This window comes from Brasilonema angustatum (assembly GCF_059505445.1).
Genome location: NZ_JCACKO010000118.1, coordinates 129,380 through 155,633 on the forward strand (window position 1 = coordinate 129,380; position 26,254 = coordinate 155,633).

General features: G+C 41.8%; 25 protein-coding genes and 1 pseudogene. 9 read left to right on the top strand and 17 right to left on the bottom strand.

Annotated features, from left to right (window positions below; genetic code table 11):
* The 3 genes and pseudogenes from AC5JM2_RS20260 to AC5JM2_RS20270 form a co-directional block, all read left to right on the top strand.
* Nucleotides 1-395: pseudogene (locus AC5JM2_RS20260) on the top strand (ATP-binding protein); the annotation flags it as partial.
* Between the two features lie 20 nt (nucleotides 396-415).
* Nucleotides 416-3,346 carry a type I restriction endonuclease subunit R gene (locus tag AC5JM2_RS20265; protein ID WP_495836643.1) on the top strand — a complete coding sequence of 977 codons (2,931 nt, stop codon included), beginning with the start codon at nucleotides 416-418 and terminating at the stop codon, nucleotides 3,344-3,346.
* A complete protein-coding gene (locus tag AC5JM2_RS20270) occupies nucleotides 3,336-3,668 on the top strand; it encodes a M48 metallopeptidase family protein (protein WP_495836644.1) in 333 nt (110 codons plus the stop codon). Before AC5JM2_RS20265 ends, AC5JM2_RS20270 begins: the two co-directional genes overlap by 11 nt.
* Before the next feature lie 41 nt (nucleotides 3,669-3,709).
* Here AC5JM2_RS20270 and AC5JM2_RS20275 read toward each other — a convergent pair whose 3' ends face one another.
* The 3 genes from AC5JM2_RS20275 to AC5JM2_RS20285 are packed head-to-tail and all read right to left on the bottom strand — an operon-like array spanning nucleotide 3,710 to nucleotide 6,773.
* A complete protein-coding gene (locus tag AC5JM2_RS20275; RefSeq protein WP_495836645.1) occupies nucleotides 3,710-4,219 on the bottom strand; it encodes a TniQ family protein in 510 nt (169 codons plus the stop codon).
* A complete protein-coding gene (locus tag AC5JM2_RS20280; protein WP_495836646.1) occupies nucleotides 4,219-5,055 on the bottom strand; it encodes a TniB family NTP-binding protein in 837 nt (278 codons plus the stop codon). The genes AC5JM2_RS20275 and AC5JM2_RS20280 overlap by 1 nt, the downstream gene beginning before the upstream one ends.
* Nucleotides 5,056-5,057: 2 nt before the next feature.
* Entirely contained in the window at nucleotides 5,058-6,773 is a 1,716-nt protein-coding gene (locus AC5JM2_RS20285) for a transposase (protein WP_495836647.1), read from the bottom strand.
* Between the two features lie 660 nt (nucleotides 6,774-7,433).
* On the opposite strand from AC5JM2_RS20285, the gene AC5JM2_RS20290 reads away from it, so the two are divergent.
* On the top strand, nucleotides 7,434-8,285 hold the full coding sequence (locus AC5JM2_RS20290; protein WP_495836738.1) for a universal stress protein: 852 nt from the start codon (nucleotides 7,434-7,436) through the stop codon (nucleotides 8,283-8,285).
* Between the two features lie 98 nt (nucleotides 8,286-8,383).
* Here the strand turns inward: AC5JM2_RS20290 and psbM are convergent, their stop codons facing one another.
* The 5 genes from psbM to AC5JM2_RS20315 all read right to left on the bottom strand — a co-directional run bounded on the left by psbM (nucleotide 8,384) and on the right by AC5JM2_RS20315 (nucleotide 11,118).
* Nucleotides 8,384-8,488, bottom strand: coding sequence for a photosystem II reaction center protein PsbM (gene psbM / locus AC5JM2_RS20295; protein ID WP_495836648.1), 105 nt, complete (start codon nucleotides 8,486-8,488; stop codon nucleotides 8,384-8,386).
* Between the two features lie 94 nt (nucleotides 8,489-8,582).
* Nucleotides 8,583-8,879 carry a 2Fe-2S iron-sulfur cluster-binding protein gene (locus AC5JM2_RS20300; protein ID WP_169268597.1) on the bottom strand — a complete coding sequence of 99 codons (297 nt, stop codon included), beginning with the start codon at nucleotides 8,877-8,879 and terminating at the stop codon, nucleotides 8,583-8,585.
* Nucleotides 8,880-9,190: 311 nt separating this feature from the next.
* The gene (locus AC5JM2_RS20305) at nucleotides 9,191-9,328 is read right to left on the bottom strand and encodes a photosystem II reaction center protein K (RefSeq protein ID WP_048868254.1); all 138 of its coding nucleotides are present in this window, start codon (nucleotides 9,326-9,328) and stop codon (nucleotides 9,191-9,193) included.
* A 60-nt stretch (nucleotides 9,329-9,388) separates the two neighbouring features.
* Entirely contained in the window at nucleotides 9,389-10,543 is a 1,155-nt protein-coding gene (gene tgt / locus AC5JM2_RS20310; RefSeq protein ID WP_495836649.1) for a tRNA guanosine(34) transglycosylase Tgt, read from the bottom strand.
* A gap of 122 nt (nucleotides 10,544-10,665) precedes the next feature.
* Entirely contained in the window at nucleotides 10,666-11,118 is a 453-nt protein-coding gene (locus tag AC5JM2_RS20315; protein WP_495836650.1) for a hypothetical protein, read from the bottom strand.
* Nucleotides 11,119-11,513: 395 nt separating this feature from the next.
* Between AC5JM2_RS20315 and cobS the strand changes: the two genes are divergently transcribed.
* Nucleotides 11,514-12,302, top strand: coding sequence for an adenosylcobinamide-GDP ribazoletransferase (gene cobS, locus AC5JM2_RS20320; RefSeq protein ID WP_495836651.1), 789 nt, complete (start codon nucleotides 11,514-11,516; stop codon nucleotides 12,300-12,302).
* Between the two features lie 53 nt (nucleotides 12,303-12,355).
* Here cobS and AC5JM2_RS20325 read toward each other — a convergent pair whose 3' ends face one another.
* The 4 genes from AC5JM2_RS20325 to AC5JM2_RS20340 form a co-directional block, all read right to left on the bottom strand.
* The gene (locus AC5JM2_RS20325) at nucleotides 12,356-12,817 is read right to left on the bottom strand and encodes a PPC domain-containing protein (RefSeq protein WP_495836652.1); all 462 of its coding nucleotides are present in this window, start codon (nucleotides 12,815-12,817) and stop codon (nucleotides 12,356-12,358) included.
* A 125-nt stretch (nucleotides 12,818-12,942) separates the two neighbouring features.
* Nucleotides 12,943-13,608 (bottom strand): ComF family protein, encoded by a 666-nt coding sequence (locus AC5JM2_RS20330; protein WP_495836653.1) that lies wholly within the window; start codon nucleotides 13,606-13,608, stop codon nucleotides 12,943-12,945.
* A gap of 348 nt (nucleotides 13,609-13,956) precedes the next feature.
* Entirely contained in the window at nucleotides 13,957-15,000 is a 1,044-nt protein-coding gene (locus tag AC5JM2_RS20335) for a DUF2278 family protein (protein WP_495836654.1), read from the bottom strand.
* A 360-nt stretch (nucleotides 15,001-15,360) separates the two neighbouring features.
* Nucleotides 15,361-15,984, bottom strand: a complete 624-nt coding sequence (locus tag AC5JM2_RS20340) for a hypothetical protein (protein ID WP_495836655.1) — start codon at nucleotides 15,982-15,984, stop codon at nucleotides 15,361-15,363.
* Nucleotides 15,985-16,053: 69 nt separating this feature from the next.
* Between AC5JM2_RS20340 and psbP the strand changes: the two genes are divergently transcribed.
* On the top strand, nucleotides 16,054-16,596 hold the full coding sequence (psbP, locus tag AC5JM2_RS20345; RefSeq protein ID WP_495836656.1) for a photosystem II reaction center PsbP: 543 nt from the start codon (nucleotides 16,054-16,056) through the stop codon (nucleotides 16,594-16,596).
* Nucleotides 16,597-16,614: 18 nt separating this feature from the next.
* The gene (locus AC5JM2_RS20350; protein ID WP_495836657.1) at nucleotides 16,615-17,214 is read left to right on the top strand and encodes a Maf family protein; all 600 of its coding nucleotides are present in this window, start codon (nucleotides 16,615-16,617) and stop codon (nucleotides 17,212-17,214) included.
* Nucleotides 17,215-17,261: 47 nt separating this feature from the next.
* Here the strand turns inward: AC5JM2_RS20350 and AC5JM2_RS20355 are convergent, their stop codons facing one another.
* Both AC5JM2_RS20355 and AC5JM2_RS20360 read right to left on the bottom strand, forming a co-directional pair.
* Nucleotides 17,262-17,699, bottom strand: coding sequence for a cupin domain-containing protein (locus AC5JM2_RS20355; protein ID WP_495836658.1), 438 nt, complete (start codon nucleotides 17,697-17,699; stop codon nucleotides 17,262-17,264).
* Nucleotides 17,700-17,735: 36 nt separating this feature from the next.
* A complete protein-coding gene (locus tag AC5JM2_RS20360) occupies nucleotides 17,736-18,041 on the bottom strand; it encodes a small RNA NsiR4-regulated ssr1528 family protein (RefSeq protein ID WP_169157171.1) in 306 nt (101 codons plus the stop codon).
* Between the two features lie 542 nt (nucleotides 18,042-18,583).
* On the opposite strand from AC5JM2_RS20360, the gene AC5JM2_RS20365 reads away from it, so the two are divergent.
* Entirely contained in the window at nucleotides 18,584-18,973 is a 390-nt protein-coding gene (locus AC5JM2_RS20365; RefSeq protein WP_495836659.1) for a hypothetical protein, read from the top strand.
* A 107-nt stretch (nucleotides 18,974-19,080) separates the two neighbouring features.
* On the opposite strand, the gene AC5JM2_RS20370 is transcribed toward AC5JM2_RS20365, so the two are convergent.
* The 3 genes from AC5JM2_RS20370 to AC5JM2_RS20380 form a co-directional block, all read right to left on the bottom strand.
* Nucleotides 19,081-19,335: a hypothetical protein gene (locus AC5JM2_RS20370; protein ID WP_495836660.1), complete on the bottom strand. Its 255-nt coding sequence runs from the start codon at nucleotides 19,333-19,335 to the stop codon at nucleotides 19,081-19,083.
* Between the two features lie 80 nt (nucleotides 19,336-19,415).
* The gene (locus AC5JM2_RS20375) at nucleotides 19,416-22,598 is read right to left on the bottom strand and encodes a phosphoenolpyruvate carboxylase (protein ID WP_495836661.1); all 3,183 of its coding nucleotides are present in this window, start codon (nucleotides 22,596-22,598) and stop codon (nucleotides 19,416-19,418) included.
* Nucleotides 22,599-22,705: 107 nt separating this feature from the next.
* A complete protein-coding gene (locus AC5JM2_RS20380; protein WP_495836662.1) occupies nucleotides 22,706-22,933 on the bottom strand; it encodes a hypothetical protein in 228 nt (75 codons plus the stop codon).
* A 325-nt stretch (nucleotides 22,934-23,258) separates the two neighbouring features.
* Between AC5JM2_RS20380 and AC5JM2_RS20385 the strand changes: the two genes are divergently transcribed.
* On the top strand, nucleotides 23,259-26,249 hold the full coding sequence (locus tag AC5JM2_RS20385; protein ID WP_495836663.1) for a DUF1574 family protein: 2,991 nt from the start codon (nucleotides 23,259-23,261) through the stop codon (nucleotides 26,247-26,249).
* Nucleotides 26,250-26,254 lie beyond the last annotated feature (5 nt).

Below are 26,254 nucleotides of genomic sequence, written 5' to 3' on the forward strand. Positions count from 1 at the left end.
TATCTGGACAGTTCCCGAACCCTAATCTGGACAGTAGTACACTTCAAGCGGACAGCTTATCTGGACAGTTCCCGAACCCTAATCTGGACAGTAGTACACCTCAACCTCAACAGCTTACTCTTGAATTATTTCCTCCCATCAAAAAAGAATCCTTGGAAGAGCGATTAGCGAACATAGGTAAACAAACCGAACCAGAGGAAATCAAAACTTTAATCCTTGAGTTGTGTCAAATAAAACCTCGCTCATCCAGTGAATTAGAATCTTTATTGAAACGAAAGCGAAAATCTTTATTACACCAATGTCTAAAACCTTTAATTGATAAGGGTTTGCTTGAATATACAAATCCTGAAAAACTGAATGATCCTTATCAAACTTACCGCACTACTCAAAAATAAATTATACTTTTATCCCAATTATGCCGAAGCCAGGGGAACACAAAACCGTTCAAAGCCGTATTATTGCTTACGCCCAAGAAATCGGCTGGAAATTTGTATCTCGTGAGGAAGCGGAAACTAGAAGAGGCTTTAATAACCACAGTGGCAAAATTCAAGAAAAAGCCGCCCAAGCTTCCATCTATTTTAATGATATTCTCTATCAAAAAGTCCGCCAATTTAACCCCAAGTACAGCGAAGCCCAAGGGGTACTTATCGCCCTACTAAGTAACCTACCTACCGACATCTATGGAAATCGAGACTTCCTCACCTATCTCCGTAACCAAGGCAAATATTTCTACGCTGCTGAAAATCGCGAACTTGACCTAAAACTAATTGAATATGACGATCCTACCCTAACCGCAAATACCTACGAAGTCACCGAAGAATACTATATTCATAACGGCAAATACGGCACACGAGAAGATGTAGTTTTTTTGATCAACGGTATTCCTATCCTGGTCATCGAATGCAAAAACGCTACTAAAGACGAAGCCATAGCTTTAGGTATTGACCAAATCCGCCGCTACCACATTGAAACCCCAGAGTTATTTGTTCCCCAGATGATTTTTACTGCCACCGAAGCCATTGGCTTTTCTTATGGGGTGACATGGAATACTGTGCGGCGCAACATCTTTAACTGGAAAGCAGAACAAATCGGTCAACTAGAAGCAAAAATTAAGAGTTTTTGTCAACCTGACTATATTCTCAAACTCCTGCAAAATTATATTCTCTTTGCAGAAAAAGAAGAAACTCTGCAAAAATTTATTCTGCGTCAACACCAAAGCACCGCCATTGAGAACGTCATTCAACGCTGTCACGATCCTGAACACACCAAAGGACTTGTCTGGCATACCCAAGGCAGTGGTAAAACCTTCACCATGATTAAAACGGCGGAAATGCTCTTTAAATCCCCACAGAGCGATAAGCCGACAATTCTGCTGATGATTGACCGCAACGAACTAGAAGATCAAATGCTCAGAAACCTGATTAACTTGGGGCTGAATAACGTTCAACACGCTGATCGCATTACCACCCTAAATCAACTATTAAAAGATGATTATCGGGGCATCATCATTACCATGATCCATAAATTCCGCGATCTGCCCGTCAACATTAACCTGAGAAAAAATATTTATATTTTGATTGACGAAGCACACCGCACCACGGGGGGTGATTTAGGAACATTCTTGATGGCAGGACTACCTAATGCCACTTTTATTGGCTTTACTGGCACACCCGTAGATAAAACTAGCTACGGTAAAGGCACATTTAAAACCTTCGGTACAGATGACGAACAGGGCTATCTGCATAAATACTCTATTGCCGAAAGTATCGAAGACGGAACAACACTACCCCTATACTACAACGTTGCCCCCAACAAGATGCTTGTGCCAAGTGAACTCATGGAAAAGGAATTTCTCAACTTGGCAGAAACGGAAGGCATTAACGATATTGCCGAATTAAATAGAATTTTAGATCGTGCCGTCAATTTAAAAAACTTCCTCAAAGCTGATCAACGAGTGGATCAAGTAGCGAAATATGTCGCCAACCATTACACCCAAAACGTTGAACCACTTGGCTATAAAGCCTTTTTAGTTGCTGTTGACCGTCCTGCCTGCGCTAAATATAAACAAGCCTTAGATAAATATTTGCCTCCCGAATATTCCGCAGTTGTTTATACCGGAAACAATAACGATAGCCAAGAACTCAAAGCCTACCACATCGACGACAAAACCGAGAAACAAATCCGTAAAAACTTCGTTAAATTTGGGGAATATCCGAAAATTCTGATTGTTACTGAGAAACTGCTAACAGGTTTTGATGCTCCCCTGCTTTATGCCATGTATCTCGATAAACCCATGCGAGATCATACATTGTTACAGGCGATCGCTCGTGTCAATCGCCCCTACGAAAGCGAAGCCCAGGAGATGATGAAACCACATGGCTTTGTGCTAGATTTTGTGGGCATTTTCGACAAACTGGAAAAAGCCCTTGCCTTTGACAGCGAAGAAATCAACGCTATTATCAAAGATTTGAACCTGCTCAAAACCTTATTTAAAAACAAAATGGAGCAGCAAACCCCAATTTATTTGAGCTTGATTCAGCACAATTTTAACGATAAAGATGTAGATGATGTCATTGAGCATTTTCGAGATCAAGAACGCAGAAAAGCCTTTTTCAAAGCCTATAAAGACTTAGAAATGCTTTATGAAATTATCTCACCTGATGCTTTCCTTCGCCTTTACATGGATGACTATGCTACCCTTTCCTCTATCTATGAAGTAATCCGCAAAGCCTACAGTAAAAGAGTTTATGTCGATAAAGCGTTGCAGCGCAAGACGGATGAACTCGTACAAAAACATATTGGCACAACTGCGATCGCATCTGTAACAGATTTCGTTGAAATCAATGCTCAAACCCTGGAAGCCATCAAAAATAAGCAGGGGGGAAAAACCACCAAAGTCATCAACCTCATCAAAAGTATCGAAAAAACTGCCGAAGAAAACCCCGATGACCCTTTTATGATTGCAATGGCGGAACGAGCCAAAACCATTCAAGAAAATTTTGAAAACCGCCAGACTAATACCCAAGAATCTTTAGAGACATTGCTTGAAGAAATTAACCAAAATGAACAGCGCAAGAAAGAACAGGCAAGAAGGGGCTTTGATAGTTTAACGTTTTTTGTCTTTCAAACCTTACAGGATGCAGGCATTAATAATCCTGAAGCCGTGAGTAATCAGATAAAACAAGCTTTCATCGAGTATCCCAATTGGCGAACCAGTGAGGCAGAATTAAGAGAGTTGCGCAAAGAAGTCACTTTCGCAATTTTTGCTGAAATCGATGATTTAAATCAAGTGACAGCAGTTGTTGATAAACTATTTACACTGTTGAGTAAAGCCTATGACCTCTGAAGACAAAGTAACCTTCAAAGCAAGAGTCTGGCAGTGGGCAAAAAAACTAGATGTTAAAGTCCAGTCAATTATGTTGCGGTCTATGCAAAACAAGTGGGCATCCTGCTCATCTTCGGGACGCTTAACTTTCGACACATCAGTATTAGAGTTACCGATTCACCTTCAAGACTACGCGATCGTCCATGAGTTATTGCACCTTCAAGTTCCCAATCATGGGAGACTATGGCAATGTTTGATGCAGGCTTACTTGGGTGATTATGAATCTTCGGAACAAGAATTAAAAAAAATTACCAGCAAGCAGCAGAAAAAGACTTGTAAATAATAAAAACTATAATTCAAAACAGACCGAAGCCATTGAAATGGCTATCTTTGTATAATTTTTTGCCACTTCAGCATCTCCCCAAACGGTAGAAAACAACGTTGACACCATCCATCCACCCACAACGCCGGAACTTTAAACCTTGCCCCACAGTTTGGACATTCTGACAGTAGCCCTAACTGGTGGCTCGCGCACCCCCGCGTCACTTTAAACTGCCACTCAATCCGGTGACAAGGTGACTGGACATAACAAGCCCCACACAACCGAATTGGTTCAAGATTCATCCCCACTCCAGCAGGTGGCAACATCTGCTCTAACCTATCGGCATTAACCCCCACCACAGTAGCTAACGCCTCCAACTGCTGACGACTAGGAGGGGGATTAAAGCGAAACTTTTCCCATCGGGCGATCGCTCCCCCAAGTCCCGCCGCTTTACCTAACCCAGTGGGTGTTAATTCATTTGCTCGTCGAAACCTTCCCAAAAAATGACTCAAACTTTCCCCTTCCAATGGTTCAACTTGAAACAACCAGGGTTTAATATCTTCCGCTTCCATCACTTATATTCAGTAGCAACTTCCTTCAAAGTTTCTAAGTCAATCTTTTGTAATCCGTTTTTCAAAGCCCGAATCGCAGACTCTCGCAAAATCATATCCATCAAACCGATATAGCCACCCGTCGCTTCTCCCAAAGTCTTCAACATTGTCTTACTCGAAAGATTAGAAGCAACTGGTAACTTTAAAATTTGCTTCTCCCAAATATCCACCGTCCGCTTAAAATCTTCCCCCGACATTTTCCCAAAACGGTGACAAGAGCGAAAACGGTTGTAAACCTGCTCATCCCGCTTAATCACAGCGTCTAATCGGTCAGTACCAACCAAAATCACCGCTATTTCCAACTTGTCAAAAATATCACGCACTTCCGCAAAAGTTTTCGGTTTGAAACGGTCGGCTTCATCAATAATCAACATTTCAACCCCACAACCTTTAAGAACACGCAGCGTTCTATCCCGAATTTCCGCTACTGTTCCTTTAGTTACTTGGTACTTCAAATGTTCCATAATTACCCCAAACAACTCCTTAGCGCCGCACTCTTGGGGAATTTGGATATAAGCCACAGGTACAGTTGGTGGTTTTCCAGCTGACTGAAGAGGTTTATTTCTTAACCTATAGGCATCACAACCCATAGTTTTACCAGTTCTTGACTCACCTACAACACGCCCAGACTGACGTGATTGGCGCTTTCCTTCCAACCAGTCATGAAGAATTTGTACTTGTTCAAGTGGGACAAAACCCTTACGATTTAATCGTTGAATCTCCGCTTGCAATTTCTCACTATTAATAGGAATATCACCCAATTGTTTGGCGACTGCTTGAGCTTGTTTTGAAGTCATTTTTACCACCCGTAATCATCACGCATTTGTTCGTAATCAAATACTTCTGGCATCTCTGGTTCAGGTTCGCTGTCAATAGATGCCACCATCTCTGGTTCCTCTGGCTCAACTCTTATCGTTTGTTTAGCTTTTTTGACTTCAGCCTGTTCTACTTTTTGACGCTCTTTTTTGGTTTTCTTTGGTGTAGAAAAAGTTTCCCGTTCCCGAACTTCTGCCAAAATCGAGCGATTGCTCACAGCCTTACCCGCTTCCCGTACTTTACGACTGCTAGCTTTTGCCTCGTCTAATGAGAGTTCCTCTGTCTGCAAATCTTGAGCATAAGCACGGGCAAGAAATACTTCCTTATCCCCTTGTGTGCGATAAACCAAAATCGTTGTGATGTCTCTGGGGTCATAGCGCAATACAACACTTTCCCCCGCGTAACCTGCTAAAAGCTCGCCTCGGTACATGAGATTTTCAAGTTGCAGATATCCTCCACGTTGGATTTGTCGCTGTGTTCGCTTCATTAAGCAAATATCCAAATCCCGTTCGCAAAATAAATCCGGCATTGCAATTAACCCAGATTCCCAACGTTGAAATCTTGTCTGGTCGCCCATTCGAGCGTCAAGTCGTTGATTATAGTTATCAACGATGTAACGTACCAAATACTGTTCTAACTGTCGCAATGTCAAACAAGCTTCTTTTTCGGCTGACTCTGGTCGCTGTTGAACGTTTGAACCTGTATATCCGTGCAAGGTTGAGAATAACTCGGTATTGAAGGTTTTAAACGGACGTTCGACACTACCACCTTCAGATGGGCGATCGCGCAAATGACAAACAAACCCCAACTGCACTCCTATTTGCTGCAAATGGTTAGAACGAAAATCTTTACCCCCATCCGTATAAAAGTGTTGCGGTAAACCAGAAGTACCCCATTCTTCATTAAGTGCATATTCTGAACCATATTGCTTGGGCAAAATTGCATGACGCAGCGCTAAAGCCACAACAGTCGAACTTGGTGCATCGTAGCCCAAGTTAATTCCCATAATGCAGCGCGAATAACTATCAATAACCGTTGTTAACCAAGGACGACTAAGAATTTTGCCTGAGCTGTCTACTAATACAACATCAACTAGGGTGTGGTCGCATTGCCAAACTTGATTACTATGTTCTACTTGTAAATCTTTCCCATCACGGGTTTTCACTGATAGCCGCGAACCACGCCAACCAGGAGAGCGAATACTCTTAGCTTGCTCAATTTTATCTATTAACGGTTGCAAAATCCGATAAACCGTCATGTGGGAAGGAGGTTTAATGCCCAGTTCGTCTGCTCTGGCCTTAACTCTAACGGCTACCTGTTGCCGAGTGATTCTTTTACTGCCCTTATTGCCCTCCTTATAGGTCTTCAAAATAAACTCTTGCCAGTTTTCATCGACTCGGTGCTTTCCTTTGTCAGCTCGTTGATTTTGCGCCAGTCCAGCCAAACCCTCCTGTTCCCACCTGTCAACCAGTCGCCTGACTGTGCGTACCGACTTGCCAAGTTTTTCTGCTGCTTGTTGGAGGCGCTGAGTATATGTAGTGCGATCGCTATTTTCTAAAAGACTTTGAATCACCTCCATTTTCAGCAAAGCTTCATCCGACAGTTCATCAACAATAACGTTCGTTTCAGCAAGATTGTTATTAACATCTGCGGAGCTTGCCAAAGTCGTAGAGGTTGTAGAAAATTCTGCTTCCTGCATATAGTGTTTTATCAAAACATAGTTGTATTATACTACTAAATTGACAAATAATTTGTTAAGTTAGAAAAATCATGATTTTTCCATGTTTCTCTTAATTGACAATTAAATTGTGAAACATCTGGTATTTGACATCTAATTTGTGAATGCAGACTGAGAGCGGCGTGACAGCCTTAAATCGCAAAAAACCTGTCATAATCCTTTCGCTGACAGGTTTTTAAGCATTTGATGTCTCTGTGACAATATTTTGTTAAATTGACAAATAATTAGTTAATGTACAGCCGGAGGTGCAAGATCTGAGTGATAACTGATAACTGATTAACATAACTCTACCTAGCTGAGCAAAAATCAAATAAAAATCCTAATACCAAATTTGATTTCTTTTCAAAATTTATCACTTCTTTGCAATACTTAACTTATTCATTAATGAAAAATAGTAAACATAGATTAAAACTAATAAATTTAATAATTATTCGTTAAGCTCATCAGTCAGAATTAAGAGTAAGCTGAAATTAATGAAGCCTAGTTGGAACTTTAGGTAACTAGGCGTAAATAAACTTAAATGTCATTGTCAATTGTCATTCTTTCAGGACTTGTACTATTGACTATTGACTGATGACTAATGGCTAATTCCCAAAGCAACCTGAACAACAAGACGCCATGATGATAGAAAAAATTTTGCTAGCTGTCTCTGGATTGGGTCATGCAGAAGAAATGCTCAAAACTTTGGCAGACGTCCCCTCAATTCAACGGTCAAAAGTTACAGTTTTGCATGTTGTTCCCCACCAATCTTCTGCTGAAGGTATGACAACAAAGTGGGAAGAAGGTGGCAAAATTCTGGCTAATGCAATCCAGTATTTGAACTTAGATCCCAGCAAAGTTTCTTCGATTTTACGGCAAGGTGATCCTAAACGTGTTGTTTGCGAGGTCGCGGACGAAATCGACGCTGACTTGATTATTATGGGTTCACGCGGACTCAAGCGGTTGCAATCGATTTTATCAAACTCCGTCAGTCAGTACGTTTTTCAATTATCTTCTCGCCCCATGTTGCTGGTGAAAGATGACATTTATGTCAAAAAAGTCAAGCGCGTTATGGTGGCAATGGATAACTCTGATGCTGCAAAACGTTGCTTGAATTTGGCTTTATTCTTCCTACGAGATATTAAGGGAGGAGAGTTAATTCTGGCTAATGTTAGCACAGATTTACGCGGCAAAGAATCTCAAAGCACTGAAATTAGTCCAGAAAAAAATCCGATTTTAGCTGCAGCTTATGCAGAAGCTAAAAAATATGGCGTGCCAGCTCGTTGTTTTATCAGCAGTGGTAAACCAGGTGAAGAAATTTGTCGCTTAGCAGAGGAGCGGAACATAGATCTATTATTGCTCGGTTCTCCAGATCGGCGTCCTTCAATTGCCAAGAATTTGGTCGATATAGACCGACTTTTGGGATCTTCTTTATCTGACTATGTTCGAGTTAATGCTACCTGTCCAGTATTATTAGCGCGGACGGCAGGTTAAAGTTACTGCGGTTGATAAACAAAACCCCTACACTTGCTTGTGTGGGGGTTTTCGTCTGATTGAGAAAACAGGTGTTAACTATACTTTTTTCCTGTTAATTAGCCTTGGCGGCTAGCAGTTTGGATGTAAAGAATGAGTAAAAAAACAGCAGGGACTAAAACGAACAAAATGCTCGCCACGAACCCCAAATCATTAACTTGCATGGAAAGAATGCCTCTCAATGATATCCACTGAACAATTTAAGGATATCATTATCTCAGGTTCAAGGAGTTATTTCTTACCTCCTAATTATCACGGTTAAGGCTTTGTTACCACACTAACTGGACCATTAACTAAGGTTTGACAAGCAAGACGACAGTTTTCAGGCTTTTTCTTCAATAATCGATTTTCCGTATCTGTACGGGGTGAAAGATTTTCCATTCCTTCGACAACTTCGACAACGCAGCAGCCACACTGACCGTTGCCTCCACAATTCATCATCTTGCCAAAGACTTTATATATATCTACGTTGTTTTGCATGGCTTTCAGCCGTAGATTCGCACCATTTGCCGCTACGACTTCTTTATTTTCTTTGACGAATGTGATATTTCCCATGCCTGATACCTCTTTTACTGTAAGCCTGAGTGCGAAGCTAAGTTTTGACTTGCTTTAAGAATGATGTATTATCTCTTGTTTTATATTATTACGTAATATTAAGAAATGTCACTTTCCGTAAGATTTATTCCTTTTGATTTGCAGAAACTACAACCACGTGCTTCTAGCACAAAGCATTTCTCTGTCGCAAACAGCCAACCTCTGTTCTACCCGATTCAAAACTACTGTAAAAGTGGGGTAGGCAATGCCCACCCCACTTTATATCTCATATTTTTATGATGGTGAGGACGCGATAATTACGCCCACCGATTTTATCTAAAACCAACCGCTGCTTGCCAAACGAAAGCCAGCAACAAGAAAAACAAAGGGATCAGTGGTAGAACATCTACCAGAGGGTCGAAGATTTGGTAAGCTTCAGGCAATTTTGCTAATAACAATGCTGCTTCCATAATTTTTTAAATCCAACTATCCAACACAGCTTTCAGAATTGACAAGTATCTTAACACGGTTTAGTCCTCTATTAGTCCTGAGTCTTTATCTACTGAACACTCGCCACTTTCTGGAGTCAGCCATTGGGCAAACTCTGTAAGAAATCGGTCTTCTAATATTGCCTTGCGTATTTTTTGAGTAAAGCGAATCAGCTCGGTGATGTTGTGAATACTTAACAAGGTGTAAGCCAAAATTTCTTGCGATCGCACCAAATGAGACAAATACGCACGGCTAAAGTTTTGACAGGTATAGCAAGGGCATGTTTCATCTAAAGGCGTAAAATCTTCACGAAATTTTGCATTCTTTAAGTTCCAGCGATCGCCTTGCACCATCGCTGTACCATGTCTCGCCCAGCGAGTGGGAATCACGCAGTCAAATAAATCTACACCTGAGGCGATCGCAATTGCTATTTCCCGATAAGTCCCGACACCCATCAAGTAACGGGGTTTTTCTGGTGGTAGCAGTGGCGCTGTTGCTTGCACTATTTTTGCAATCAGTTCTGGTGGTTCGCCAACACTCACGCCACCAATAGCATATCCCGGCAAATCTAACTTTCTTAAAGCAATAGCCGCATCAGAGCGCAAATCAAGATATACTCCTCCCTGTACAATCCCAAACAATGCTTGATCACTACGTTGATGCGCCACAATACAACGTTCTAGCCAACGGTAAGTTCGTTGCGTCGCTGCTTCCACATCTTCCCGACTGGCTGGGTAGGGCGGACACTCATCAAACGCCATGATCACATCTGCTCCCAGAATATTCTGAATCTCAATCGAGCGTTCTGGTGTTAAATTAATAATTTGACCATCATGGGGTGAGCGAAACGTGACACCTTCTTCACTGATTTTTCGCATTTCGCTCAAGCTAAAGACCTGAAACCCACCGGAATCAGTCAGAATCGGACCATTCCAGCCCATAAATTTGTGCAGCCCTCCACCTCCAGCCACAATTGCTTCACCTGGTTGGAGGTGCAAATGATAAGTATTGCACAATATCATTTGTGCTCCCGTATCCTGGAGTTGGGCTGGAGTTAAAGTTTTGACATTTGCCAAAGTCCCCACTGGCATAAATCGTGGGGTTTCCACCGGACCATGAGGAGTAAAAAAAACCCCGGCTCTAGCTTTGGTTTGGCTACAGCTGGCAAGATGTTGAAAAGAAAATTTTGCACTCAAGATAGAATTAACCTTTATCAAACGCTCAGCACTCAGCGTCAGCTTTTTAGCTCACTGGTTATCCTAATTTAACTAGGTAGTGAAACCTTTGGGCAAAAACAGAAACGATAACTGAGGAAGCCTCACAATAAATCGGAACTATCGTCATCAAATTCCGCATCCCATTTTGCCGATAGTACCTGCTCCATCATGACTTCTAAGTCGTTGATATTCAAGGAACGCTGTTGGCGCTCTTGAGCGGGTGTCGAGAGGGGAATCAGTCGCAGACACACCCCTTCTTGTACTAGGTCAAAGTAGGTTTCTTTTTCTTTTGACTGTTTGAGTTCCAAGCAATCAAAACTGGAAATATTCAAGTAAAGAGCATGATTTGCGATTAGGGTAGACCGTTGTGGATTGGCAAACACTTCCATAACATCTCCCTCACCCTCACTCTGCAACTGACCTTGGTAAGTGTAGATGTAGCGGACACGACCTAAATCCGACAGCAGTCGCCGCATATCAAGCTTATTCACAACAACGCCTGTGTTGATAATGCACGGAGCTGGTATCTTCGCATTAGGTAGATGATGAGTCATAATCAAACAACTTCAAGAGCGCAGGTGAGATGTAACGCAGCCAAGCAGTCAAAGCAACAGCTTCTTTACCCCCTACATTTTAATCAAATATGGGGTCTGTAGAGCGAATAACTAAAAAGCTGTAATAACGAATTTCTAATTATTAGCACTACTAAACTGCTAGTGAATTCAATTGTTACTGCTTAACCCCCAAGAGAAAACTGTTAACTTTATACATAAAGATAAAGTGTTGAAATCTTAACACTGGGACAAGAATAACAAAATTTTTTCGATGACTTTCTATAAAGTGTAAATCTTATCTAAACCTTTAAAATTTCATGCCCATATATGTACCTAAATTAACAGTGTAATATTTTAAGAATAAAGTACAAAAACTGTTCATTAATGTGATAAACATGATTAACAAGTACCAGTGGTGGAAAGAACTACTGTTAGAGCTTTATGCTTCTGTTACATTCTATACTAGCATTCCTCTGCCATATGTAAACGAGTTAAACTTCACGAGGGTGTCGCGACTCGCACCGCAAGTAGGGTTAATCATTGGCGGAATTTTAGGGGTATTTGACACTGGCATGATTTTTTTGGGTGTGCCGATACTGACTCGCAGCGCTTTGGTGGTATGTATTTGGATTTTTATGACTGGTGGACTACACTTAGATGGAGCAATGGATACTGCGGATGGTTTAGCAGTGGGTGATCCAAAGCGGCGACTAGAGGTGATGGCAGATAGTGCTACAGGTGCGTTTGGTGCTATGGCAGCAATTGCCTTGATATTAATGAAAACAGCCGCGCTAACAGATTTAAGTAAAAACCGTTGGTTAACTTTAATAACTGCTTGTGGATGGGGACGCTGGGGTCAACAACTGGCAATTTTGCGTTATCCTTACCTCAAACCAACTGGTAAAGGTGCATTTCACAAACAAGCTATTTGTTCCTATAGAGATTTGTTACCAGGACTGTTATTGATGATAAGTTTAAGTGGTTTACAAATAGTCTTCGATAAACAACGTTTGTTTTTCGTTTTGGCAACGATACTTGCTGGAAGTGCGATCGCCACTTTCACTAGTGCCTGGTTTAACCATAAATTAGGTGGACATACAGGAGATACTTACGGCGCGGTTGTTGAGTGGACTGAAGCTTTATTTCTTTGTGTACTAACCACTTTGGAAAAGCATCAATTGTAAATTATCAAAAAGTTTTCTCATTCATAATTTGCAATAATTTGGAATTCATAATTTCATTTAGCTGGCTGTAGTCGTGTCACCTTCAGTCTAAAAGGTCCAATTCCAGTTTCTCCAAAAGACCGCACGCGAATGACATAATTACCTGTTTCCACGATGCGGGTAAAAAGTAGGGAATTGCTGGTACCATCAGGACCATCATCATTTTCTGCTATTGTTGTTCCATTGGATGATAGCAGTGTAACCATACAGTCAAAACTCTCAGACGCCAAATCAATTACTAAATTATCCCCCTTATTCAACTTCACCATGTAATCACGGGCAAATCCGCCTTGACCTGTGGGAATGTCTTTGTCAGAGAGTGTGTCGGTAATTTGATTACCAACAGGTATAGAAATCGGATTATAAAACTTATTAGCTTGAGCAAAAGCTGCTGTTGTATTTATTACAATCGCTAGTAACGTGGCAGGAATGATTGTAACTTGTTTCAATCCCACAGCCAGACTCTTATTTCTCATCCAAAGATTATTCCCACAAAAACAGAATCATCTGGTTAATTATAGTTTTCTTAGGCAGAGTTTGCCTATTTAATAAAAAAATGTGGGAAAATAATCGAATATCCAAAATTCAATCAAATTAATTTCTAGCTTTTCAAGGTAACTGCAGTTGCTGCTAACCCGATAACTTTTATTCCAGCTTGATTGAGTGTTTGCATAGCAGATATAGCAGTCGCACCCGTTGTATAAATGTCATCGATCAAAAGAACTGATACTTCTGGGTGGCTAGGAAAATCTTTTCCTATTTCAAAGGCTTCAGCTAAATTTTTTGCTCGCTTGGAGGCTGATAAAGAATGTTGTGCTTCTGTTGCTCGCACCCTTGCCAAACCATTCTGTTTCAATTTTAATCCAGTTGTTTCGCAAAAACTTTGTGCTATCAATGCAGCTTGGTTATATCCCCGGTTTTTTTGCTTATCAGGGTGGAGTGGGATAGGAACAACTACAACTTTATTGTGCACAGGCGAATGTAATAGCCATGCTTCTCCCAACCATCGACCTAAAGGACGGGCAATTTGGGGTTGATTTGCATATTTCATTGTAGTGATTGCTGACTTGAGGATACCGCCATATGTTCCCCATGCAAATACGGGCATTGATTTTTGCTTAAGATTATGATCCCTAAGATGGCATTTTTGTAACTGTCTCGTGCAGTCTTGACAGAATTCTTGGGAGGTTGGACGCTGACACAAAGGACAATTAGATTTTAGAAAAAGGTTTAATAAGCTTTCAAGATTTTTAATCAACTGTTGCATCAAGAACTGTCCTTCTTCAATTCGACCATGACCCTAGCTATTCAAATATATGCCCTACGGGAGGCTATGGGCAATTCGCATAGAACTTACGCACGCACTACTAAAAACAGTAGGTTGCGATTGCTTCCCTCAGGTCGCAATGACTATGGTTACGTTGTTCGTGCGTAAATCCTGTCGCAGTTCCACCGTAGGAAGTAAAAAACTCAAAGTATGCCCTAGCTACTCAAAGGGCATACTTTGAATTCAAAAAAGGTCAATTTCCCAAAGGGGAGTATGGAGAGGAAAAAAACTCAAGTAAAAACACTCGCTTGCGCTCAAATTGACGCATTCAAAATTGGTGTTGTAGCATCAAAAAACTAAAGTCCACCCTTGCTCTTTAACATCTTCTTTGGTGTAAGAAACACCGTCAACTTTTGTCCCTTCCGAATCAAGAAGAGAGAGGATTCCACCATCATTAGAAAGCTGAATATTTTCTGGACTTAAAGGTACTGTAATCACTCCACCAGGCTCAATGCTAAACCCATCAAGAGGTTGCTTGCGCTTGAGTTTATCAGCAATTGCCCAGCCATTCAAATCTATCTTTTCTGGTGAAGAGTTTATTAAAGTAACTGACTCTTTGCCAGAATCTTCTCCACGAGGATTCACTAAAGCAGCAATGATTTTGACCTGCGCCTTCACTGCTGGAGTTCCTGGTTGTACTGGTTCACTTCCTACAATCTTATCTATAGGGTTACCAGTGCGATCATCAGTATGGAAGGACTGCGACTGAAATGCAAAGAATACTGCAACCCAGTGATCACCAGACGATAGTGCGGATGGGTAATGAATTAATAACGCCCCATCTTGGAAAATTCCATTTTCCTTGGCAAAGCTACCGCTGTTACCTTGGTTCATATGAAGATTATGAACGCCTCTTCCTGGTTGGAAGCCGAACACTTTATCAGACTTATTTTCTGGTCCCCAAGGTTCGCCGAAAGCATAGACAACCGCTTGAGTTTCAATGGCCCGTTGAATGTACGAGTCAATCAACTCGTTGAGATCGTTGTTTTCTCCTGGTACATTGAAGGGCAATGGTTTCATCTGATTGACTTTAAATAAATTACCCCGGATGTAGTCTAGGGCAATTTTTCCTGGTTGCCTATCTGAATTTTCAAGCTTTTTAAAGCCAAAGTCCAATTGATCAAGTTTGTCGGTGATGAAATGTTCAAAATTATCATCGATAAAATATAGCAAATCAAAGGGTTGCTGACTTGACCTAACATTGATTGCTAGACGATAAGAAAACTGATTGTCCTTGACATGAACTTGATAGTGGGGAGTGCCTTGACCAAGTTCCTTTTGTCCTGCGATCGCATGACATTTTAATACACCATAACCTTCGCTTAAACTCATAGACTTGTTCCTTAATTAATGAAATTGACTGTGATTCATCTCGCCATTCAAATTTGTTCATAACAAAGTCATGAACTGATTTTGGATATAGCTTTTCCTAGGCAAAGGCTATTCATTTTTTAGCCAGCTACTCATTATAAGTGACTGCTACTTTTCGGATTAATGATTGCTGAGTACTATCGTATTTTTAGCGTCTCAAATTTGACTCTATTTTTATCGTTATTGCTGGGCTTTTCCATTTTAAAAAGTAACTATAGTTACATGATAAACCTTGAAATTACTTGATTCTCTCAAATGGTAGCTCAATGTTCTTGAGTACAGCAGTACCCTTGTGGGTGATTTTTGCTTGTTTTTTGACGCTTATTTATGAACCAGTGCTAACCAACTAGGGAATGCGTAAGAATTAACAGCCTCTAACTTTAACTCGCGATAAGTATCAAATACCCAACTTGCTGTTGTCTGAAGATTCTCCATCAAACAAGCATCCTCACCAAAAGCTTCAAATGCAAGACTCCACCAAGCATTCCCTTGAATGATCAGATGGGTAAGTTCTACTGTACAACCGTTTTCGATATGCTCATCTGCACAAACGGGTTGTGGTGGAAATTCTGGTAAAACTTGGTAAAGTTGGGAATGGCGAACTTTCTGGACATTCACCCATGAGGAATTGCCCAGAACGAGGTTTATTTGAAAACTTTCTTCTGTATCATCACAACACAGCCACTTACTCCATTTCTCTGCCTTACCTTCTACAAAATCGCCAAAACCCACAGCGCCTAATTGTGCTTTGCGCCACTTGACTTCCAGCCGTCCTTGACGCAGTTTGATTCCTAAGAAATCACACTTTGGTGAGTAAAGATATACATCCGTGCGTTCTTCTGGTAGTTGCATAGGGTCTATCAGACAATTCTGCTTAAACCAACTTTCAATATTTTCCGGTATCGTGCCAGGAGAAAACCAGCGCAGTTCGTAAGTTGTCAGCATACATGGGACAATGAAAAACGAAATATGAACTTCCCTTGTGTTGCTTCCAGCCTAAAGGAAATTGTAAAAATGTGGAAAAAAATTATATTCATTTTGCTCTTGGTGTTTGCCTTCAGCTTCAGTCATTCTAATGTAGCGGCGGCGGTTGGACGAAGTTATGTAGACACTACTAATGGCTATGAGTTTTCATATCCTAACGGCTGGGTGCAAGTTAAAGTTGCCGACGGTCCAGATGTGGTGTTCCACGACATCATTGAGATTAGTGAAAATATCTCTGTAGTGATTAGTCCAGTTCCAGAAGGCAAAACTCTCAAAGAATTAGGGACACCAACAGAGGTAGGATATAGGTTGGGAAAAAAGGCTCTTGCTCCTGAAGGTTCCGGTCGCAAAGCTGAATTAGTCGATGCCGAAGAGCGCGAATCGAACGGAACAACATACTATCTCTTAGAGTATGCGATCGCACTACCTAACAACCAACAACGCCATAACCTTGCTAGTGTTGCTGTTAGCCGTGGCAAACTTTTTACAATCAACGCCTCAATTCCTGAAAGACGTTGGGGTAGAGTGAAAGGATTAATTGAAGAATCAGTAGAATCTTTCTCAGTTTACTAGTGATTAGTACTATCTGCTATGGGTATTCCACCCTTTGTACTCGCCTCTGCTTCTGTCGCACGACGCCGCTTACTACAAATAGCTGGGATTGAACCTTTGGTTTGTCCCAGTGATTTTGACGAGTCGCAAGTCCAAACAGATGATCCTGCACAATTAGTGCAAATTTTAGCTCAGCGAAAAGCAGAAACTGTAGCCCCTCAGTTTCCATCGTCTCTGATTATCGGTTGCGATTCTGTTTTGGCTGTTAACCGGGAAATTCATGGTAAACCAGCAAATCCCGAAGAAGCACGTCAACGCTGGCAAAAAATGCAAGGTCATTTTGGTGATCTTTACACAGGTCATGCCTTAATTGACCTTTGCCAAAATCATACTTTGGTTAGATGTCAGGTAACAAGAGTTTACTTTGCTCAACTTAGCAGTGAGACGATTTCGGCATATGTCGCCACAGGTGAACCTTTAAAGTGTGCTGGTGCTTTTGCTCTTGAAGGTCGCGGTGGTTTGTTTGTGGAAAAAATCGAAGGTTGCCATAGCAACGTGATTGGGCTAAGTTTACCACTGCTACGGCAAATGTTGGCAGATTTGGGATACAGTGTCACGGATTTTTGGTATTCAAGCTAACCAAAAAACTCCCTCCGGTTCAAACAGAGCCGACTGGCGTTAAATTCTTATTGAGAAACAACGTCTAGGAAAGCAGTCCCAGGCTTTCTAAGCTGAAATAATACCAATTTCGCTGGCTCTGTTAAACTAGGATTCCTAGCACGCCCAACAACATTAATCGGTTCCATAATGGCTTTGCCAGCAGGTAATGTAATTGAAGGCTCGCCTGAGCGAGAATCAACGATGCACTCACCGCTAATTACGTAAGCAAATGCAGGCGAGCCATGTGTATGCCAGATACCTATGTCTCCTGGTGCTATGGTTAGCGTTAAAATTTCGCCTTCTAACTCTGATACCTTTGGTAACTCGCTAGTTTTTATTTTGAGAACACTGGTTAGCTGTGATGTAACTTGGTTTGGTGTAGCCTGTGCAAATGAGATACTAGAGTACCCAACTCCAAGCATGATTACAAGCAAGACTACAAGAAGAACTTGTTTAAGTTTCATGCCTCACACCTTAAGTGAAGATACGGCTAAATGGTATCACTTTCCTCCGTAGAAGAAGGCAATTTCTTTTTCTTTTAACGCCGCAAAACCAGCATCTGTCAGTTGTTGGTTGAGTTCTTCTTGGGGTATGTGCTTTGCACCAATTCGCACAATTCGCGATCGCATCGTGTTGCTGACACCACTGCGCTGTCTGTTTCCTTCTAGCCCCATGACTTTGTGATAAAGTTCTAGTTTCGCGGGGGGAATAGGGGAACCATCAAAATCTATTCCGCTTGCAATTGCTTCATCAACTGCATCAGCACCTTTAGTTGTTTGGCTTTGTTGGTTAATTTCAGCAGTCATGGCAGTTTCTTATCAGTTACCAGTTATCAGTTAACAGTTATCAGTTATCAATTTTTACTGTTCACTGTTCACTGTTTGAATTACCTTACTAGAGAATTTTACCAGGCTTTGTGAACACAACAAAGTCAGCGTAGGCAAAAAGCTCGGTATATGGAGGATTACATCAGGCAGTTGTTTTTGACCGAAGCTAAGGCGTAGAGGTTTAGGGGTAATACCGTTTCACTTTAAAGTTAGAACATGGTGGGCAAGTGGGGGAGTAGGGGAAGTAGGGGAAGTAGGGGAAGTAGGGGGAGTCAAATGTATCAGGATTTTTGTGAAAGGGTATAAGAGGGATTTGTATTTTTGTACACCTCTGTCCTGGAACCGAAAGATACAAGCCCCCCACACTCTTATATCCCCTATTCCCTTATACCCTTACACCCTTACACCCCTAGTTCTTGACTCACTTTGAACTAAATGAAGTGTATGTTTCGACATACGCTTGTCACTTTTGGAGCTTTTGGTTTAATCTCAAACCAACGGTAAAGCATAATTGTTGCGCTATGTCAGACCCTCACACTCCTCAGAAAAAAGACCGTGCTCTAGAAAAAGCTCTCACTAACAAAATTATTGATGATTATTTTGATAGCTCAGAAAGCTGGCTGCGAGCCATTTTGCGCATGTGCATCTTCTCTTTGGGTCATTTAGATGGACAATCCGTGTTTGTCGTAGAATGTCCCAATCAAGCAGTAGCTAAACGGTTGAGTCGAAAAACTCATCCTTTTAGAGGAATTGTTTACTATTTAACTGATAATCTTAACGCTGGCGATCGCTCTCTGTTTTGCTACCGGGAGTCTTCTGGGGCTACTTGGCGTTGTTTTGACACCAGAACTAACACCTGGAGAACTTTGAGTCATCGACGAACGCCAACAGCCCCTACTGACGGGTTGTAAAGCAAGGAGCACAGGGAGCAGGGAGCACAGGGAGCAGGGCGAGAAATAACTCCCAGCCTACGGCTCGCTTTGCTAACACTCTCTGACTCTGTGACTCCCTCAATCCCTCACTCCCGAGTTTGCCGTGTCACTGAACCCCCAACAAATGCACCCAACACAGTTCCAGTCCACAGTCCTGTTGTGCTACCCTGCCAAACTGCCCCTGGTGTAATTAAAACATTACACATCTCCTTCAATCCCCAAGTTTGGTTTTGACACTTCTGACTGTGGAGACTTAAGGTGATTTGTCCTCCGATGTAACCTCCCAAAAATCCTGACAGCAGGGCTACAAAGGTACAAGTGAGAGTCCGATTTTTAGTCATTAGTCATTAATCATTAATCATTAGTCATTAGTCAAGAGTCAATGTTTCACGACTTTTGACTAATGACTTTGTATAACAAATCAACCAGTATTTCTCATGCCTGCGGCAATACCGTTGATAGTTAATAATGCTCCTCGTAACAACTCGCCTTTACTGTAACGAGAGTGAATCACTCCAGATGTCACATTTGTTCGAGATTCGCGCAGGCGCTTGAGCAAGGCAATTTGTATGAAGCCTAGGGGCACAATTGTAGCATTACGTAACTGGACTGAGCGCTGCAATACGGGGTCTCCATCCAAAAGCCGTTGATGACCGGTGATTTGCAAAACCAAATCCCTTGTCAAGTAGTATTCACTAGCAATTTGTTCAAAAACTTGCTCAAAACGGGGTTTGTCTTCAGGATTGGACAATTGTTGAACATATTGGTGTGCCATTTGCAAGTCTACTTTAGCTAAGGTCATTTCTGCTTTAGAAATCACCATTTTGAAGAAGGGCCATTTGATATAAAAATAACGCAGTAACTTCAAATGTTCTTCTGGTTCTTCGTTCAAGAATTCTTGCAAAGCTGTACCAACACCGTACCAAGAAGGTAGTAAGAATCGGGTTTGCGTCCAGCTGAAAACCCAAGGAATTGCCCGTAAGCTGCTTAAATCTTTCTTACCAGATGGACGACGGGCTGGACGGGAGCTAATTTGCAGCTGGCTAATTTCCTCAATGGGGGTGACTTGATGGAAGAAGTCAATAAAATCAGGTTGTTCGTAGATGAGGTTGCGATAGTGAACACGCGATCGCGCTGCTAATTCTTCCATAATTTCATTCCAAGGTTCAATATCATCGAACCCCGTCCGCAGCAAGCTAGCTTGAATAACAGCAGAGCTGATCGTTTCCAGGTTGTACAGCGCTAAATCCGGTAAGGAATATTTAGAAGCCAGAACTTCTCCTTGTTCGGTAATTTTGATTCGTCCATTGATACTGTGACCGGGCTGAGCCAAAATAGCTTCATAAGATGGACCACCGCCGCGTCCAACAGAACCACCGCGTCCATGAAAAATCCGCAAATTTAGACCATATTCTTCTGCAATTTTCTGTAGTGCTTTTTGAGCTTTGTGGATTTCCCAGTTACTGCTTAAGAAACCTGAATCTTTGTTGCTGTCAGAATACCCCAGCATCACTTCTTGCAAATTGGGAGTTAAGGGTGATGTGGATTGGGAGGTAGAGGAAGAAACTTCTCCTGCTCCTCTGCTCACGCCAGGTGCTACAACGGGGGGAACCCCCGCAACGCACTGGCTCCCCTGCTCCTCTGCTCCTCTGCTCACGCCAGGTGCTACAACGGGGGGAACCCCCGCAACGCACTGGCTCCCCTGCTCCCCTGCTTTATACCCTCCTGCTAGCAAAGCGCGGTACAAGGGTAATGTAAACAGTTCCCGCATAACGCTTGTGGAACGTTGCAAATCTTCTACTGTTTCAAACAGGGGAACAACTTGAATGCTTCCAATAGCAGTACCCGGATCATAAAGTCCAGCTTCTTTAGCCAGTAGCAATACTTCCAACACGTCGCTTACTTGGCGACACATGCTGATAATGTAAGTTTGGCAAATATGATGACTAAACTCTTGTTGGAGCGATCGCACCATCCGTAAAGTTTGAATCACATCGTTCGTTTTTTCGGAAAATGGCAGTTCTGCTGGAATTAACGGGCGGCGTGTTTGCAGTTCTTCAACCAGCCAAGCAGTTCTCTGTTCTTCTGATAGTTCGTCGTAAGGGACTTTTAAAACTCCCAAGTATTCTATAACTTCATTTAAAGCATCAGAGTGACGGGATGATTCTTGGCGGATGTCGAGATGTGTTAAGTTAAAACCAAAAATTTCTACCTGACAGATTAGATGTTCCAATTCTCGACAACTCAAACCTGTTTCTGTCAAGTTGTGTTCAATCAAGCGTAGTTCTGCTAAAAAATCTGCTCCTGAATGGTAAATTGGGATATTCTCGTTTTTTAGGGGTTCTCGTTTGTACAGAGCTAGGTTGCGATCGCGAGTATTTTCCAGGCGCTTGAGTACATAAGATAGCTTCAGCCGATATGGTTCTTGTCGAAACCGCAAAGCCAGTTGATCGTATACTTCACTCAGTTGAGACTGCTCCAACTCTAAAGATTCGAGCAAGTCTGGTAAGATATCACTCCAGTGCAGCGATAAACTCAACAAGTTTATCAACTGCTTTACCGACTTGATGTATTTCTCTAGCACAATATTGCGCTGATAACAAGCTGTTTGCCAGGTAATTTCTGGTGTCACAGATGGATTTCCATCTCTGTCTGCTCCTACCCAAGAGCCAAACTTACAGAAGTTTTTCTCAGGAGGTTCCAACCAGGGAAAAGTGCTAGACAATGCGTGTTTGAAACGTTTGTGCAAATGAGGAATAGTATCAAATAAAACTTCTTGGAAGTAGTGCAAGGCATAATCTACTTCATCAAGTACTGAAGGTTTAAACTGGTGTAATTCGTCGGTACGCCACCACAAGCGAATTTCTTCGAGCAGTTGTTCTCGCACTTCCTCGACTTCCCACGAAGGACTACCGTTCGTAGAACGTTTTTCCACCACATCTAGCTGTTGTAACAGTTGAACCACTCGCCGCTGCTTATCACGGATTGTATGTCGAACAATTTCTGTTGGGTGAGCTGTAAATACAAGCTGCACGTCCAACTGTGCAATCAGACGTTGAATTTGCTGTGGTGGGACGTTTAAATTGAATAAATAAGGCAACAAACTGGCGAAAGTTCCTTTTCGTTTACTATTGGAGTTTGCTTGCCAACTTTTTGTCAACAAATCTGCTCCAAGTCCACTGTTAACAGGATTTTCTGCTTCTTCTTGGTTTGATGAACAGATGAAATCTGGTAGAGTTTCTTGAGTTGTTGACTCTGTTTCTACCTCATAACGAATTAATTGCTGTTTTTGTTCGTTGTCCTGCTCTATGATGTTAATCAACTGAAAATACAAAGCGAAAGCACGAGCTGCTCGAATTGCTTCGTTGATATTGAGCTGTTCTATCAACTTGAACACAGAGGAAGCTTGGTCGTTGATTGCTTGTCCCTCTGGGGAACACAAATCCTGTAGTTGCCGCAGCAAGTCTACCATCTTTTGACCACACTCTTGGCGCAGAACCGACTCCCACAATTCCTCTACGACTTGCAGGCGATGTCGCAAAAATAAGTCGGAGGCGGGGTAGATGTTCACTGCCTGAGTAAAAGAGTATAAAAGGTAATTCATATCCTTTATGCCGGTTAAGCAGGTTAATATTTTTTGATTCTATGACCTGACTAAGTTATGACAATTGCCATAGAATCATTGAGGAGGCAAAGTACATTTTTTAGATTTTAAGATTCTTTTTCATCAGGGAAATTAAGAATCGGCAGGCGATCGCCTCGAAACAATTCAACTGTAGCCTCCCCAAACGCTTGTAGAGTTTCTGTGGTGCTTTTTTCGGCTATTTGCAAAAGTAGTATAGATGCGGTACCAACTTGCAAAAGCAAAGACTGGGGAATGGTAAACAAAGTTAGATTTAGTCCAGAATCAGATAAAGAACCGGGTGTCACAGGTGGCATTAGTTTTCCGTGGGGGTTTAAGAATGAAAGGGATAAAATGCAAAACCAAACAAAAGTCAGTCTTGTGACTGTACACAACTATTTTTGCCGATTTTACAAAGTTATAAGGTAACAAAAGTGTTAAAAAAAACGACATAGTGTCATAATTCTATAGTTCTAGTTTACAAGGAATTGGAGATTGCCGATTCGGGAATAGCGATTGAGAATCATTTCACTAAGTTCCTAGTCAAAACGGATTGACAAAATTCCCTTGAGCTAGTATGCAATTTTTTACGAAACGAAAGCACTGTTCCCTGTCACAAGCTTCCTGTCAAGTCAACTTTCCATGAAAACAGAATTACCAGATCGCCAAAAATCTCTAGTGCAGTGGGTTAGCCAAGCAACAGGGATTAGCACTTTCGGGGTAAAAATCCGGTTGCAGGGAAACGAACTACACATTTTATGTGAAGGTCGAGAATGTCCTCAGCGTTGGCAAACTCTGTCTGACTTGCTGCGAGCATTACAACAAACAGATTTGGATGTCCTGACTAGCATTGAGCAACCTGCAATTTATCAAGTCTTTGTCTACGGACGCAAAAAAGGGGAAAATCGACCGAGATGGTGTCATAAAGTTTATCTCAATCAACTTGATCGGCATTTAGAACAGGTAGAGCAAGCGCTGCTAGAAGATGAGGGAAAATCCAAAAAACTTGCCGATGGGGCGCTGATTGTTTCTAACGAAACTTTAGCACGCCAAGGAGATCCAGAGGCGATCGCTCGCTATCTGAGTGAAACACTCAGTACTTTTGGTATTGCTGTACAAGTTGAAGTCATCAAGCCAAAATCCACAGAAAACAATCACAAAAATGAAACTCAACTGTGGATATTTTGTGAATCGAGTTATAGCCCAGATCCATCTTTAATAGCCGAACCAGTCGCTCAGAAATTGCGGCATCTTAAACTTTCTGGTTACCAAGATGCTGTGATCGCTTCGCGTGTCAAGGGTGAAAGCAGGATAGATTGGCGGTTTTTGGTGGATTTGACGCCATCTGAAGTCATGGTTAAGGAATGGGCGCGTTGGGGAGATGTGCAAGCCCTGTCACGTTTGTTAAGTGAGACGTTGTTAGGGTCAAAAGTAGCAGTAGAAGCAATACTCAAAGAATCAACACTACATATCTTTTGTACCCCAGTTTCTCAAACATTGGCAGCTGCTCCAATCTTAGAGAAGACACTGTGTTTACAAGCCTTAAGACCCGTTTTAGAAAAAATAGCCCCCCAAGGTATTATTGCAGCGACAGTGTATGGACAAAAAACAACAGATAACCAACCAGCATGGGTTGATTGGTTGTCCTTACCTGCTAACGAACATCCAGCTCTTGCAATATCCGCCCAGGAACTGGCGACTTCTGGGGATGAACGTGCTATTGTTTTCCTACTTGAGCGTTTGCTCAACCCTGATTTAGATCTGCGTCTCAAAACCGGAGGTATTCGCGTCTTTGTGCAACGCATTGGGGATTTATTGCACATCATGTGTGATGAACCCGTTTGTCCAGCACGCGAACAAATTGCTTCACAAGTAACTGAGTTTGTGCATCAGCTCAAAATCCCTGGAATTGCTGGTGTGTGCGTCTATGGTCGCTGTGCTGGTAACAAGGAACCTTTTTGGGACTACAGTGTCGATTATAAACACCGTGAACCATTGCTAGCAGAAGTAACTCCAAAATTTGCTCCAACCTCTGCTTACGTTCATGAGCTTTTACCTTCTGAGACTGACGAACCAGTGCTGCGCCCTAACATATCTACAGAAGAAATTTACATTTTTGTCACGCAAGTGACTCAAGATTGGAGCGCAACTGTCAGAAAGCTTTTTTTAGGAACGCAGCTCTTTACAGATAACGACAAATCACAAGAAAAAACTAAAAATCATCATCAAGGACAAGCACTGAGAGTTGCCTTAGTCTGGGGTGCGTTGGGATTACTGCTGACTTTACAAACAGATTGGATCTTGGGCAAAATGTTAGCCCGCACCACACCCCCAACGTCCACGGTTACCAGCGTTTCGCCTAAATCATCTTCTACTATTAAAACATCGTATACTTACTCGGCTGAAAAGAAACAGAGAACTGCATTTTTTACGAGTACTTCTAAAGAAAAATCTTCTAAAGATGAGAGCAGTGTCTTCAATGCTTCTAAATCTACGCAATCAGATTTGGAAGCCTCTCCGTTGAAGCCAAAAACAACACCAATTGCTATTATTCTTGGAGCACGTTCTCACAAATCAGGAGCATTACTCAGGCAAATACCAAGTTTCAATGCTTCGCAATTAGATGAGCAACTCATACTATACAAACAGCGTTTAGCAAAAACAGGGCATCCACCAGATGTATTGATTATTGGCTCTTCCCGCGCCTTGAGGGGAATAGATCCTGTTGCTATTTCTAAATTTGTGGCAACTCAAGGTTCTCATAATATTGATGTTTTTAACTTTGGCATTAATGGTGCCACAGCAAAAGTCGTCGATTTTGTTGTGCGTCGAGTTCTTGAGCCGTCGGAACTACCAAAACTTATTATTTGGGCAGATGGTGCTCGTGCTTTCAACAGCGGTCGAGAGGATATAACTTTTAGCACAATTGCTGCATCACCAGGATATCAATATGTGTTGCAAAAAGCAGCCAGCACAGACCAAGAAACGGCAATGGAAGAACCTCCGGAAGGTAACAGCACTTATCAAGCTGTAGATACTTGGTTAAGTAAAGGTTTAGCTACTTTTTCCGCGACTTATCAAAAGCGTGACAATCTTAAAAATATTTTGAAACAACAATTGAAATATTTGCCTGTTATTAGCAACACAGACCAAGCAGTTACTCAAAAATCACACAGCATAAATCCAGAAGATATTCAGGTGCAAGCAGTTGATTTTGATGGATTTCTTGCTCTTTCGACTCGCTTCCAACCGACTAAATACTATCAAAAATATTCTCTAGTCTCTGGTAACTACGACAACGACTACAAATATTTTCGACTCCAAGGTGACCAAGATACTGCTCTACAAGCACTACTTAGATTTACCCAGTCTCAGAAAATAAACTTAGTGTTTGTTAATATGCCTGTAACAGCATATTATTTAGACTCAGTACGCTCAAAATATGAGCAAGAATTTCAGCAGTATATGCAAAGTTTGGCTGGTAAACCAAATTTTATTTACCAAGACTTAAGCCAATTATGGCCTAATGCAAATGATTACTTTTCCGACCCCAGCCATCTTAACCGCTACGGTGCTTACAAAATATCGAAAAAGCTTGCGAATGATCCTATGATTCCTTGGTTCAGCAAATAAATAAT